This window comes from Paraburkholderia sp. FT54, from assembly GCF_031585635.1.
In the GTDB taxonomy this organism is placed as follows: domain Bacteria; phylum Pseudomonadota; class Gammaproteobacteria; order Burkholderiales; family Burkholderiaceae; genus Paraburkholderia.
Genome location: NZ_CP134195.1, coordinates 3142718 through 3155803, shown reverse-complemented (window position 1 = coordinate 3155803; position 13086 = coordinate 3142718). Strand labels below are relative to the sequence as shown.

Genomic DNA, 13086 nt, shown 5'->3' with positions numbered 1-13086 from the left:
ATGGCGATCCGGGGACTTCTATGGCTTGCGTTGCTGTTCGCCATCGCGGTGGTGCTGGCGGTGGTGGGACGCTTCGACATGGGACAGGTGCTGCTGATCTATCCGCCGTACCGCGTCGACATGTCGTTGAATCTGTTCGTGGTCGGGCTGGTGGTGCTGTTCATCCTGATGTACGCGCTCTTGCGCATCTTCCGCAACATCTGGCGCATGCCGCAACGCGTGGCCGCTTATCGCGCGCGCTCGCGGGTCGCGAAAGCGCATGCCGCGCTGCGCGACGCGATCGGCAATCTGTACGCCGGGCGTTTTTCGCGTGCCGAGAAAGCCGCCAAAGACGCGCTCGCGAATGGCGATAACAAGGGCGCGGCCGGTTTGATCGCGGCCACCGCGGCGCATCGTATGCATGAATATGCGCGGCGCGACGAATGGCTTTCGCAGATCAACGAGGCCGACTGGCAGGACGCGCGCCTGATGGCCACCGCCGACATGCGCGCCGACGGCCGTGACGCGGACGGCGCGCTGACCGCGTTGACCGAAATGCAGTCGCAGGGCGCGCGGCGGATTCACGCGCAGCAGATCATGTTGCGCGCGCAGCAGCAGTTGAAGAACTGGGGCGAAGTGCTCAAGCTCGTCAAGACGCTCGAAAAGCGTGAAGCGATTCATCCGGCGGTGGCGGTGCGTTTGCGTCAGCTCGCGGCGGAAAACCTGCTGCGTGACCGGCGGCACAATGCCGATGCGCTGCTGGAGTTGTGGAATTCGCTGTCGCCGACGGAGCGTCATTCGCCGCGTCTCGCGGATCTCGCGGCTGAGTTGCTGGTGACGCTGAACCGTCCGCAGGAAGCGCGCAAGATCGTCGAGGAAGCGCTGGCGCAAAACTGGGACGCGCGGTTGTTGCGCCGTTACCCGGATACGACTGGTGGCGACGCGTTGCCGCTGATCCAGAAGGCGGAAGCGTGGCAGAAGGATCGTCCGGAAGATGCGGACTTGATGTTTGCGCTGGGCCGCTTGTGTCTGCATCAGCAGTTGTGGGGCAAGGCGCAATCGTTCCTTGAGCGTGCGCTGAAACTCGCGGATAACGAGACGCTGAGGATTCGCTCGCATCGTGCGTTAGCGCGTTTGCATGAGCAACTCGGTGACGCGGACAAGGCGAGTCAGCACTATCGTGAAAGTGCGTTGGCAATGAATATCGTTTGAGGTTTCTGAGCGGCGCGTCTGTTCTTGGTGCGTTGCTTTGAGGCCTTGAAATTGCTGGTTGATGAGTTGATGGCCGCAGCGGATGCTGCGGCCATTTTTTATTCATCCTTCACGCTGCGCCTGTTCTGTGGTGCTTGATTCGATCGCTCAATGCGTTGCGGTGGATGGTTGTTGCACGGTGGTAGAGGACAACTTGATCATCGCGCTTTTCGTGGACGGTTTTTTGCGGCGCGAAGCGTTCGCTTCTTCGATGGGCGCTTTTGCTCTTTGCGATGCTTCAGCCAGCAAGTTCGTCGCGTGCTGCGCTGTGATTCGGCTGCGCGGGACTCCCTTCGCGTCGAGTGCAATCACCTGGAATAACTCGCGGTCGGATTGGAGTTCTTGGTGATACTGCTCGGCCGTGTCCACCAGCAATTCGAGCAGCGTCCGGTGACGCTTTCTTTCGTCGTGGGTAATCGCAGGATTTCTAACTATTGAGGACGCAAGTGTGATCAAGGTTTCCAGATGACCCACCTGCCGGTCGCATAAGTCGAATGCGGAAAGGGCAAGTTTTTCGTACTGGAGTGCGTCGACAGGCGGACGCGAAGCTGGTTGATTTTTGACGGACCTGGTCATGGTGCGATCTCCCTGTTGCTTCTTTGGATCGCCCGGACACGCATCTTTTGGGGGAGGGTGAGCGGGCACGAAGTAGGGTTGACAGACCGGGGCATAAACAAACCGGCGAGCCTTGCGGCTCCCCTACCAAGGCCCGCCCATTGAAATATAGACGTGCAGAGGTAGACGCACGACCCGCCTGGGCGGGTGTGCGGTTTATGCCACAGGCTGTCAAACCTGGTCGCTGGGTGTTTCCCGACGACTTGTTAATTATAAAGGAGCGGGGCTATCTCGGATTTGGTCTTGGAGGCTAAATGTTGCGATTGGACGAAAGGATAAGGGTGAGTGGGGCGGCAGGTGATTGGTCGGTCCGCTGCTTACACCCGTCGGATTTTCGTAAACAGCTGACCTAGCCGATCTGCGGGAGCGTGGCAACGCAAAAGATGAAAGTCTCGCGGATTAATCATCCGGCGACTGGTATGTAACGCCCGGAATTAACTTGAAGTAGAGAGTTTATGCGCATGGCATAGGCCATTCATTTTTCGGAGCAATCCGATACTGGTTTCTTCGAGTGTCGACTAAATATGGTTGGCGATCTTAAGCCGTAATTGTCGCCGAGTGCCGGTTGCGTCGCAGCCGGCTGCGTTCGTATAAAAGTAAGGACTTTCAAATGTCGGATCAGCAGGAATGTAACGGCAGGTTGTACCCATTCGCAATCTATCTCGGCCACAGGAAGAGCGCGACATGATGCGCCGAATCGCGGTGGTTGGCGATCAACTTAGTACGGGCGGGCAAATCCTGTATTACGAAGGCTCGATATGTACATGGGGCGACGGAGGCCATCAAGTTGCACTTATAGGAGGTGCCGCGTACTGCGAGTTGTGTAAAAGCATCGGCATTATTGCTAAGACCGGAGGGCCACGCCGCATCAACTTCATGGGCGAGACAGCCGCCGACGGCGACATCGTTCTGTGCAACTGTGCAACGCCACCACGGATAGTCGCGAAGCTCGCGGGTGAATCATGGTGCGATGACGAAGCCGAACACCACGCCGCCAATGCAAATGCCGCCGCGTTACTCGCCGCAGGGTCGAACCACGCTTCACGGCATGATGAACAGTTCACGCTGCGCGACGCGCGCGGGCGTGCGCTTGCAGACAGCTATTACACCATTCGCTTTCCGTCCGGCTCGGTAGCGCACGGTGTAACGGACAGCACGGGACGCACGATGCGATACAAAACAGACGGGGTACAAAACATCTTGCTCTATCTCGGACACAAGGGTTGAGGATGTCTAAGAGACTTGCTCTCAGGGACGGCGATACAACAATTGAGAGCTATCCGACTAACAATGCGCGCTCGATCCATATTTATCTTGGACATATGCAGGAGGCTTAATGGCGCAACCACTTGCAACTGCAACAACAAACACGAATCCGAATTCCTGCGTACAGGTACAAACGGATAGACTCTGCAAGCCTTGGGCAGCGTCAAATCAAATATTAAGTTTCATTGCCGAGTGGGAAAGTGGCAGAATGAATGGTATGACGCGGATTTTTTTTCAAGATCATTCACATATAGACGTGCCGGTATCCGAAGGTTTTATTGTGTTGGTTTACGCCGATAGTGCTGGCAATCCCACGGTGGGATGCGGCCACCTTGTTCTGCCGGGGGATCACCTGCAGGTCGGCCAGACAATAACCGATGAGCGCGCACGGGAATTTCTGAAGAAAGATTTGCGGAGAATGGAGGGCGCGTTGAATGCAAAGATACACGTACCATTGTATCAACGTGAATACGATGCGCTAGTGAGCGTTATCTTTAATTCCGGGCCGGGTCAAGCCGCTGACGAACTGGCGAGGATAGTGAACCAAGGCGACTATGAAAATGTACCTGATTCCATAAAGGACTTCCGTTGTGGTACGAGGCTGCGCCCGCGCCGTAGGTCGGAGGCCAGAATATTTTCTGAGGGTGTATATGATGCGACACATTAAAAAATCTGCTGCGTCAGTTTTGATGGTTCTGGTCCCTTTGTTTTTTCATTCCACTGCATCTGGAAAAACGATCTACTCCGTCGAGTTTGATTATAGAAAGGCTATGCCATCGTCGGTGTATTTTGCTGGAAAATCGCACAAAGAGGTTGATCACCTTTGCGAGACGGGTGAGCACGCATCAACCGCTGACATTGCTGCGTGCAGCCAAAGAGACTACGAAATAATTTTTGCGAAACTAAGGTCGAAAATTAAATCATTGGAAGATGGTTTTAAAAAGGATGATGCCGAACTGAAAGCCGAGGACGACCCTATCGCATCGTCATATTTCGAGAAAGGCCAAAACGCATGGATCGAGTTTCGTGACAACCAGTGCTACGCCGAAACGTACTCGTTAGGGGAGGCGTCAATGCGTTATATGACGTTTTGGGATTGCATGGCGCGTATCACTAAAGAAAGGTTAGATGATCTGGGCAGCGTGAAAGACTGACGACGCACAACGGTGTCGGGAATGTTCCCCGCTTCGGCGGGGGACTTCGCAGGGTAATCTGGCCCGCGGCCACCTCCCCAACGACGAGGCCGCCATCAAGCTGCTGTGCCTGGCATTGCGCAACGTGCTGGCGAAGTCTGTACGGGCGGCATTCGACTGGCTGATTACAGCCGCTCGCCCCCGGCAGTAGTCAGCCAGCATCCCTCGAAATCAACATGCTCGGCAGCGCACAAGTCGCTTCTTGGCAAACATGCGAAAAGCCTCAGCACTGCATGATTGCCGAGGCTCGCGCGTCGCTCTTTACTTATTAACCATCTTCGCCGGCACACTAATAGCCAGCAAACCCCCAAGTACCATAAACGCCGCCAACATATACATCCCCGAATCATTAGCCGCCGTAGCCTGCTTCAACCACCCCACCGCATAGGGACTCAAAAACCCCGCCAGATTCCCAATCGAATTAATCATCGCAATCCCGGCAGCCGCACCCGTACCCGCCAAAATCGCCGTAGGCAAACTCCAAAACAGCGGCAGGGTAGTAAGAATACCCATCGTCGCCAGCGTCAGTGAAGCCATCGCCAGCACAGTGTTATGCGTCCACACGACGGAGAGCACCAACCCAATCGCCCCCGCAAACGCCGGCAACGCGATATGCCAGCGCCGCTCCCGCTTCCGGTCCGCACTACGCGACACGAACACCATCGCCACCACAGCCGCCGCGAACGGCACCGCCGAAAGCAAGCCGATCATGAACGCATCCGTCACCCCAGTCGCCTTAATAATGGTCGGCAGCCAGAAGCTCACGCCATAAAGCCCCATCACAAACGAGAAGTACGTAAGGCTCAGCATCAACACCCGCCCACTCGTGAGCACCTCGCGAATCGGCATATCGTGCTTAGTCGCTTCCTCCGCAGAAACATGCCGCTCAAGCAACTGCTGCTCTTCCTTAGTAAGCCATTTCGCCTTCGAAATCCGATCATCCAACATGGCAAAAACCATGATCCCGACAACCACCGACGGAATCCCTTCGAGCAGAAACAGCCACTGCCAGCCATGCCAGCCGTTCACGCCGTTGAAGCTCTTGAGGATATAACCCGACACCGGCCCGCCGATCACACCCGACAACGCGATCGCCGTCATGAACCACGTAGTCATGCGCCCACGCCGATGCGACGGATACCAGTACGTGAGATAAAGAATGATCCCAGGAAAGAAACCCGCTTCAGCGAGACCGAGCAGAAAGCGCATCACATAGAACATGGTCGGCGTGGTGACGAACATGGTCAGCATGGAGATCACGCCCCACGACACCATGATCCGCGCGATCCACACGCGTGCGCCAACCTTATGCAAAATCACATTGCTCGGAATCTCAAAGATGAAATAGCCGACAAAGAAAATCCCTGCGCCGAAACCATACACCGCATCGCTCAGCCCAAGATCGCTGGTCATTTGCAGCTTGGCGAAGCCGACGTTGACGCGATCCAGATACGCGACCACGTAACAGAGCATCAACAGCGGCGCGAGCCGCCAGGTGACCTTGCGGTAGGTCGCCTCTTCAAAGGTGGAAGGCGGCGCACCCGCGCCGGGATGGTGAAGCGGATTTGCAGGACTAGCCATGGTGTCTCCTCTTTTCTTGGAATTGAAGTACCGCCGCCAATCGATTCTATCCGTGCTGGGTGGTTTGCATGACGAATCGATACCGGGGGAAAACACTGACTCTGGCGAAGGCCGCCGCATGGACAGCCCTCGCGCGCCGGGCATGGCGCTACACGCAGCGCCCGCCGTCTACTTCGAGACACACGCCGGTGATGAACTCGGCCTCGTCCGAAGCCAGATAAAGCGCGGCGTTGGCAATGTCCTGCGGTGTCGAGAAACGCCCGAGCGGAATGCCCGCCAGAAAGCGCCGGCGATTCTCCGGCGTATCTTCGACGCCCATGAACTCGGACAGCAGCGCCGTCTCGCCCATCACCGGATTCACACAGTTCACCCGAATGCGGTCCGGACCGAGTTCAACCGCCAGCGACTTGCTCGCGATAATCACCGCGCCTTTGCTGCTGTTGTACCAGACGAGCCCAGGCCGCGGCCGCACGCCGGCCGTGGATGCGATATTGATGAAGCAGCCGCCGCCTTGCTCGCGGAAATACGGCACGAACTCCTGCACGCTCCAGTAGATGCTTTTCACGTTCACCGCGTAGACGCGGTCGAATTCGGCTTCCGTGACTTCCAGCACGGCCTTGTTGCGATGCGTGGTGCCGGCGTTGTTGACGACGATCTGCACGCTGCCGAAGTCTTCGAGCGCGGCCTCGCGCAGCTTTTGCCAGTCGTCGCGTTGGGCGACGTTGCCTGCCACTGCGATGGCCTTGCCGCCGGCCAGCGCGATTTCACTCGCCACGCGCTCGGCGGCCGGGCCGTTCAGATCGTTGACCACCACGTTCGCGCCTTCGCGCGCGTAGGTTTTCGCAATGCCTTCGCCGAAACCCGAGCCGCCACCCGTGACGATGGCTGTTTTACCTGTCAACCGCATAATGTCTCCGCTGTTTGTTGTGGATGGTGATGCATGTGCCCGACTAACCGTGCTTGATCGCGATGGTTTTCAACACCGTGAAGCCGTAAAGCGCCTCGAATCCCTTTTCACGCCCGTGCCCGGAATGCTTGACGCCGCCGAACGGCAATTCGACGCCGCCGCCCGCGCCATAGTTGTTGATGAATACCTGGCCGGAGCGCAGACGGCGGGCGAGCCGCATCTGTCGCGCGCCGTCACGTGTCCAGATGCCGGCGACCAGGCCGAATAGCGTGCCGTTGGCAAGCGCGAGCGCTTCGTCTTCGTCGCTGAAGGACATGGCGGCGAGCACGGGGCCGAACACTTCGTCGCGTGCGAGGCGGTGGCTGGCGGGCACGTCGCGCAAGAGCGTCGGCGCCTGATAGAAGCCGCTTTCCGGCGCTTCGGGAATCACCTCGCCGTGCGCCGCCATGGCGATGCCGTCGTGTTGCGCGTCAGAGAGGAAATCCCACACGCGCCGCTGCTGTTTCGCGCTGATCAGCGGCCCGCAGTCGAGGTCGGCATGCGAAGGCCCGACGCGCAAGGCCTGAAACGCGCCGCTCAGCCGGTCGAGCAAGGGTTCGTAAATGGCCCGATCGATCAGCACCCGGCTGCCCGCCGAGCAGGTTTGTCCCGCGTTCTGCACGATTGCCGACACCAGCACGGGCAGCGCCGCGTCGAGGTCCGCGTCGGAGAAAACGATTTGCGGCGATTTACCGCCGAGTTCCAGCGTGACCGGCACCTGATTTTCGGCGGCCATCTGCGTGACGAGCTTGCCGGTTTCCGGCGACCCGGTGAACGAAATGTGGTCGATGCCCGGATGACGCGCGAGCGCCGCACCCGCTTCATGCCCATAGCCGGTGACGATATTCAGCGCGCCAGCGGGCAAGCCCGCCTCGGCGGCCAGTTCGGCGACGCGCAGCACGGACAGACAGGCATCCTCGGCCGGTTTGACGACGCATGCATTGCCGGTGGCGAGCGCTGCGCCCACGCTGCGGCCGAAAATCTGCATGGGGTAATTCCACGGCACGATATGGCCGGTCACGCCGTGCGGCTCGCGGATCGTGAGCACCGTGTAGCCGGTTTGATAAGGCAGCGTTTCGCCGTGCAGCTTGTCCGCCGCGCCGGCGTAGAACTCGAAATAGCGGACGAGAGCGGCCGAATCGGCGCGCGCCTGCTTGAGCGGTTTGCCGGTGTCGCGCGCTTCGAGCAGGGCGAGTTCTTCCTGGCGCGCGGCGACCAGCATGGACAGCCGGTACAGCACGCGGCCACGTTCCGCGGCGCTCGCCTGGCCCCACGCGCCTTCGAAGGCGCGGCGCGCGGCGTGCACGGCGGCGTCGATATCCGCCGCGGTGCCGCGTGCCAACTGGGTGAAGGGCTGGCCGTCCGAGGGATCGAGCACGGCGATCGTTTCGCCGCCTGAGCCGGCGGACCACTCGCCGCCGATGAAGTGTCGAGCTTCTTCCATGCATGCTCCTTGAGGTATCACGCGAGCCGCGGCGCGGTTACGTGGTGTTCACAAACGAGAGGCACAATCGAGGGACGCCAGACGATTATCGCGCCGATCCAACGAGGGATGCCATCGGCCGATTGGCTATAATGGCGTATTCCGCACTGTCCGGCTGCAGCGCCAGTGCTCGAGGCGTGTTTCACGACGCATGCCGTCGAGCCCACGCGCCGCACGCCGTGTTCCGAATTCCATCCTGATCAGAGAGCGCTCATGAGCTTCAATCACGTCCCCGCAGGCAAAGACCTTCCGCAAGATTTCAATGTCATCATCGAAATCCCGGCGCAAAGCGATCCGGTGAAGTACGAAGCCGATAAGGAAACGGGCCTGCTCCACGTCGACCGTTTCATCAGCACGGGCATGCGCTATCCGGCGAATTACGGCTACATTCCGCAAACGCTGTCGGGCGACGGCGACCCGGTCGACGTGCTGGTCATCACGCCGTTCCCGCTGCTGGCCGGCTCGGTGGTGCGTGCGCGCGCGCTCGGCATGCTGCAAATGACCGACGAATCCGGCGTGGACGCGAAGCTGGTCGCCGTCGCGCACGACAAGGTCTGCCCGATGACCGCCGACCTGAAGTCGATCGACGACGTCCCGGCGTACCTGAAAGACCAGATCAAGCACTTCTTCGAGCAATACAAGGCGCTCGAGAAGGGCAAGTGGGTGAAGGTCGACGGCTGGGCGGGCATCGAAGCCGCGCACAAGGAAATCACCGAAGGCGTGGCGAACTACAAGAAGTAAGCCGCGTCACGTTTGATTTGCCTGATAGAAAAACCGCGCGAGCCTGCAAAGGCCGCGCGGTTTTTTCATGGATTGTCGAAACACGAGCACGTCACATAGCCTTTGAGTGCGGACACATAGACGCAGTGCATCGAGAGGATGAACCGAAGCCATTTTTTTATCTAGGCGTAAACCCTTATGATTGGCCACCTATATGCGTCTGCATGCGCCTGCCTGTCGCTGGCTAGCACGATGCGCTGACGCAGCGCCAATCCGCGTTCCCAGGAGCACACCGTCCGGATGCTGAATCGCAAGTCCAACCCGTCGTCTTCGTCGCAACGCTGGTCGAACTGGCTGTACGCCATCGCCAGCGCGATCTACCGCAAGCGGCCGGTATGGATGGTGTCGTTTTCGACGAGTGAGGCCAGTCTGTCGGAAGGCTTGAGGGCGGCCTGTGCGTCGACGGCCATGCTCGCGCTCGGCAATCTGTTGCACGAACCGGCCTTCGCGTGGGCCGCGATTGGCGCCTTCTGGACCTGCCTCGCCGACGCGGCCGGTTCCAACCGCGCCCGCTTTGCGTCGATGATGGGCTTCGCGGTGCTGTCCACGCTGTGCGGCGGGTTGACGGCGTTCGCCTCCGGAACCGGCGCCGTATTCGCCGCGCTCGCGGTGCTGGCCTTCACGACGCTCGGCGCGTTCGGTCGGATCTGGGGCGCGGCCACGTCACAGGTGACGATTCTCGCGGCGACCGCGTGCGTCGTGATGGTCGACCGGCCGATGCACGATGTTCGGCAAGGCATGGCGTTTCTCGGCATTTACCTGGTCGGCTGCCTGTTTGCCGTGGTGCTGAGTCTGACGGTCTGGCGCATTCATCCGTTCGCCACGAGCCGCTCGACGCTGCGCGCCGTGTACCTGCGTCTCGCCGATATTGCGGTGGACAGCGCACGGTTGCTCGAGCGGCGCGCGGTACGCGGCGAGTGGGCCACGCATGCCGCAAAATTTCGCGCCGATACCCGAGCCGCGCTCGAACGTTCGCGCAAGGTGCTGGCGCGCGTGCCCGCGTCGAGAACCGGCGGCCGCGAAACCTACGACACATTGCTCGGCTTGCTGACCGACAGCGAAGCGTTGTTCGCTTATCTGATCGCCGTCTCCGGCGCATGTGAAAGAGTCCCCGATGACGCATGGCGCGCGAAACGCGCGGCCCGGCTGCTGACGGTCATCGGCGACGTGCTGCGTGGCATCGGCGCAGCCACCAACGACGCGCAATGGGCACGTCTCGCCGACTTGCAATTGCGCTTGCGGCGCTTTGCACGGCGGCTCGAATCCGCCTTGATGGAGCCCGTGACACTGAAGTCCGACTTCGAACTGGTCGACTTCACGCCGCTGTATGCGCAGCCCGAAGGCTGGCGGGACAGCGCCACACGCTTCTTCGCGCGAACCTGGTCCACGCTCAAGGCCAACCTGTCGCTCGAGTCCGTTGGGTTGCGGCATGCGGCCCGCGTCGGCGTGACCACCACCACGGGCTTTCTCGTGATCCACGCGCTCGGCTTGCCGTTCGGCTATTGGGCCACCATGGCGACGCTGCTGATCCTGCAACCGTCGATTGCCGCGACCTGGCCGCGCAGTATCGAGCGGGCGGCGGGCAGCATTGTCGGCGGCGTGCTGGCGGCGGGTATCGGTTACGCGATCCATTCGCCGCTCGGCATTTCGCTTGCGGTGTTTCCGCTGGTGATGGCGACCATGGCGCTGCGTCCCGTCAGCTACAGCCTGTTCGTGCTGTTCCTCACGCCGACCTTCGTGCTGGTCGCCGACTTCGCGACGCCGGGCGCGAGCGAATTCGCCTATGCGCTCACGCGGCTCGGCAACAACGTGCTCGGCTGCGTATTGGCGCTGCTGGCCACGTTCTATCTCTGGCCGACGCGCGAAAAGATCGACTATCGCGCGTATCTGGGCGAGGCGGTGCGCGCCAATCTCGCCTATCTGAGAGCCGCGCTGGAGTCGCCTCGCCGCAGCGAGAAGGACATGGAGCGCTTGCGCCGGGCCGCGGGCCTGGGCAGCAATAACGCGGAGGAGGCCATCGGCCGGATTCGCCTCGAAAAGCTCGAGGACACGATGGTCGACACCGTGACGCTCACCGTGCTGAGCCTGTTGCGAAGAATGGCCGGCACCGCGACGCAACTGCGCCTGAGTACGAACCGGCGTGACATGCACGATGAACTCGGCGCGTGGGTCGCGACGGTAAGCACGGATATCGACGCCGCGTTGACTCGAACCTTGAGGCCGGTGCGTCTTGCGCTTCCCGCGCGAGACGGGCTGACCTCACTGGAAGCCGATGCGGTGGGCGAGCTGGCGCTGATGCATCGGTTGCTCAATGAGCGGATGCGCGAGGCGAGGGGATAGCCTGCGGCGGTGCCAAGAGGGACGAAGCTCAAGCGCTTTCAGGACGCGCCGGTTTTTTCCTCGGCTTGTTCTTCGTCGACAACGGCTTCGGGCTCAGGCAAAGGCATCACCGACTCGAGCGTGCGCAGACCTGCTGCAAGCGCACGCTTCTCGGACGGCGACAGCCGCTTGACCCAATACTCCGCGCGCGACGCAGTGGACCGATCCGTCAATTCGAACGACGCCAGCACCTGCACCGGCTTGCGCGAACGCGTATAACGCGCGCCCTCGCCGCTGACGTGTTTCTCGAAGCGCGCCTGCACGTCGACAGCGATGCCGGTATAGACGCTGCCGTCCGAGCATTCGAGCAGATAGAGAAACCACGCCATGGATGCGCTTCAGCCTTTGAACGGATTGTGTTCGCGCAGCTCATCCACATACGCGTGGATGCTGTTCTTTTCGTTGTCGAGAAAGTGGCCGACCGCATCGGCGAAAGCGGGATGCGCGAGCCAGTGCGCGGAACGCGTGACCGTGGGCAGGAAGCCGCGGGCCATCTTGTGCTCGCCCTGCGCGCCGCCTTCGAACGCGCCGAGCTTTTCCTCGATGCAGAATTCGAGCGGCTGGTAGTAGGCCGTTTCGAAGTGCAGGCATGGCACGTGTTCCAGCGCGCCCCAATAGCGGCCGTACAGCGTGCCGCCGGTTTGCGCGTCGCGCTGGTACACCACCAGCGAACTCGCGATCGGCTTGCCTTCGTATTCGGCGATCACGAGCAGCAGGTTCTCGGGCATCGACGCGCCGATCATGCGGAAGAAATCGAGGTTCAGATACGGACTCGAAAAGTGCTCGCGGTACGTCTGCCGATAGCACTTGCTGAAGAAGCGCCAGTCCGCGTCCTGAATGTCCTCGCCGCGAATCCGGCGCATCGTCACGCCGGCCTCGTGCACTTTGCGGCGCTCGGCGCGAATGTTCTTACGCTTCTTCTGTTCGAGCGTGGAGAGGAAATCGTCGAAGTCGCGATAGCCGTCGTTCAGCCAATGAAACTGCACGCCTTCGCGTTGCATCATGCCCATCTCGGTGAGCGCGTCCGCTTCCGTTTCGGTGGGAAACAGCACATGCAGCGACGACACGTCGGCCTGTTCGGCGAACGCCATCAGCGTCGCGGCCAGGTGCCTGAGCGCATGCGTATCCGCCGACAACAACCGGTTGCCTTGCACCGGCGTGAACGGCACCGCGCACAGCAGCTTCGGGTAATACGGTAGACCGTTGCGCTTGTAGGCGTCGGCCCAGGCCCAGTCGAACACGTACTCGCCGTACGAGTGCCCCTTCAGATACACGGGCGCGGCGGCCACGAGCTTGTCCGTGCGCGGGTCGCTCAGCGTGACGAATTGCGGCGCCCAGCCGGTATCCGCGACCGCGCAGCGCGTCGCATGCAGGGCGCTCAAGAACTCATGCCGCAGAAACGGCGTGGGCTGCGACTGCTGCGCGAGAAGGGCATTCCATTCGGCGGCGTCCACCTCGGAAGGCGACGCCAGAATGCCCGTGCGATAATCAAAGCGTTCCTGGTTCAATCTGTGTGACTGTTCCCAATGAGCGGCGCGGCGCGTTGAGCGCTACGCCGTTCGTTTATCCGATTTGTCCATTCCGTCGAGCTAACCAGCCGCGGTACTCGCAAG

Annotated in this window: 12 protein-coding genes; 6 read left to right on the top strand and 6 right to left on the bottom strand. The window is 60.7% G+C overall.

Features of this window, described 5'->3' with window-relative positions; translation table 11 throughout:
• Positions 1-1191, top strand: coding sequence for a heme biosynthesis protein HemY (locus RI103_RS14695; RefSeq protein WP_310812680.1), 1191 nt, complete (start codon positions 1-3; stop codon positions 1189-1191).
• Between the two features lie 147 nt (positions 1192-1338).
• Here the strand turns inward: RI103_RS14695 and RI103_RS14690 are convergent, their stop codons facing one another.
• The gene (locus RI103_RS14690) at positions 1339-1806 is read right to left on the bottom strand and encodes a hypothetical protein (protein WP_310812679.1); all 468 of its coding nucleotides are present in this window, start codon (positions 1804-1806) and stop codon (positions 1339-1341) included.
• Between the two features lie 723 nt (positions 1807-2529).
• On the opposite strand from RI103_RS14690, the gene RI103_RS14685 reads away from it, so the two are divergent.
• The 3 genes from RI103_RS14685 (at position 2530) to RI103_RS14675 (ending at position 4265) form a co-directional block, all read left to right on the top strand.
• Positions 2530-3072, top strand: coding sequence for a PAAR domain-containing protein (locus tag RI103_RS14685; RefSeq protein WP_310812678.1), 543 nt, complete (start codon positions 2530-2532; stop codon positions 3070-3072).
• Between the two features lie 109 nt (positions 3073-3181).
• Entirely contained in the window at positions 3182-3778 is a 597-nt protein-coding gene (locus RI103_RS14680) for a lysozyme (RefSeq protein WP_310812677.1), read from the top strand.
• Positions 3762-4265, top strand: a complete 504-nt coding sequence (locus RI103_RS14675) for a lysozyme inhibitor LprI family protein (RefSeq protein ID WP_310812676.1) — start codon at positions 3762-3764, stop codon at positions 4263-4265. The genes RI103_RS14680 and RI103_RS14675 overlap by 17 nt, the downstream gene beginning before the upstream one ends.
• Before the next feature lie 300 nt (positions 4266-4565).
• On the opposite strand, the gene RI103_RS14670 is transcribed toward RI103_RS14675, so the two are convergent.
• The 3 genes from RI103_RS14670 to RI103_RS14660 all read right to left on the bottom strand — a co-directional run bounded on the left by RI103_RS14670 (position 4566) and on the right by RI103_RS14660 (position 8275).
• Positions 4566-5885, bottom strand: a complete 1320-nt coding sequence (locus RI103_RS14670; protein ID WP_310812675.1) for an MFS transporter — start codon at positions 5883-5885, stop codon at positions 4566-4568.
• A 148-nt stretch (positions 5886-6033) separates the two neighbouring features.
• Positions 6034-6792, bottom strand: a complete 759-nt coding sequence (locus RI103_RS14665) for an SDR family oxidoreductase (RefSeq protein ID WP_310812674.1) — start codon at positions 6790-6792, stop codon at positions 6034-6036.
• Between the two features lie 43 nt (positions 6793-6835).
• Positions 6836-8275, bottom strand: coding sequence for an aldehyde dehydrogenase family protein (locus RI103_RS14660; RefSeq protein ID WP_310812673.1), 1440 nt, complete (start codon positions 8273-8275; stop codon positions 6836-6838).
• 252 nt (positions 8276-8527) lie between these two features.
• On the opposite strand from RI103_RS14660, the gene ppa reads away from it, so the two are divergent.
• Together ppa and RI103_RS14650 are read left to right on the top strand one after the other, a co-directional pair.
• Positions 8528-9055, top strand: a complete 528-nt coding sequence (gene ppa / locus RI103_RS14655; RefSeq protein ID WP_310812672.1) for an inorganic diphosphatase — start codon at positions 8528-8530, stop codon at positions 9053-9055.
• A gap of 279 nt (positions 9056-9334) precedes the next feature.
• Positions 9335-11434 carry an FUSC family protein gene (locus tag RI103_RS14650; protein WP_310812671.1) on the top strand — a complete coding sequence of 700 codons (2100 nt, stop codon included), beginning with the start codon at positions 9335-9337 and terminating at the stop codon, positions 11432-11434.
• Between the two features lie 38 nt (positions 11435-11472).
• Here RI103_RS14650 and RI103_RS14645 read toward each other — a convergent pair whose 3' ends face one another.
• Positions 11473-11802, bottom strand: a complete 330-nt coding sequence (locus tag RI103_RS14645) for a GIY-YIG nuclease family protein (RefSeq protein ID WP_310812670.1) — start codon at positions 11800-11802, stop codon at positions 11473-11475.
• Between the two features lie 9 nt (positions 11803-11811).
• Positions 11812-12981 carry a GNAT family N-acetyltransferase gene (locus RI103_RS14640; protein ID WP_310812669.1) on the bottom strand — a complete coding sequence of 390 codons (1170 nt, stop codon included), beginning with the start codon at positions 12979-12981 and terminating at the stop codon, positions 11812-11814.
• Positions 12982-13086: the final 105 nt, after the last annotated feature.

Excerpts from the sequence above, each read along its gene's own strand:
- RI103_RS14675 (WP_310812676.1), top strand. The coding sequence starts at position 3,762 with ATGATGCGACACATTAAAAAATCTGCTGCGTCAGTTTTGATGGTTCTG.
- RI103_RS14650 (WP_310812671.1), top strand. The coding sequence starts at position 9,335 with ATGCTGAATCGCAAGTCCAACCCGTCGTCTTCGTCGCAACGCTGGTCG.
- RI103_RS14660 (WP_310812673.1), bottom strand. The coding sequence starts at position 8,275 with ATGGAAGAAGCTCGACACTTCATCGGCGGCGAGTGGTCCGCCGGCTCA.
- RI103_RS14670 (WP_310812675.1), bottom strand. The coding sequence starts at position 5,885 with ATGGCTAGTCCTGCAAATCCGCTTCACCATCCCGGCGCGGGTGCGCCG.
- ppa (WP_310812672.1), top strand. The coding sequence starts at position 8,528 with ATGAGCTTCAATCACGTCCCCGCAGGCAAAGACCTTCCGCAAGATTTC.
- RI103_RS14690 (WP_310812679.1), bottom strand. The coding sequence starts at position 1,806 with ATGACCAGGTCCGTCAAAAATCAACCAGCTTCGCGTCCGCCTGTCGAC.
- RI103_RS14680 (WP_310812677.1), top strand. The coding sequence starts at position 3,182 with ATGGCGCAACCACTTGCAACTGCAACAACAAACACGAATCCGAATTCC.
- RI103_RS14695 (WP_310812680.1), top strand. The coding sequence starts at position 1 with ATGGCGATCCGGGGACTTCTATGGCTTGCGTTGCTGTTCGCCATCGCG.
- RI103_RS14645 (WP_310812670.1), bottom strand. The coding sequence starts at position 11,802 with ATGGCGTGGTTTCTCTATCTGCTCGAATGCTCGGACGGCAGCGTCTAT.
- RI103_RS14685 (WP_310812678.1), top strand. The coding sequence starts at position 2,530 with ATGATGCGCCGAATCGCGGTGGTTGGCGATCAACTTAGTACGGGCGGG.
- RI103_RS14665 (WP_310812674.1), bottom strand. The coding sequence starts at position 6,792 with ATGCGGTTGACAGGTAAAACAGCCATCGTCACGGGTGGCGGCTCGGGT.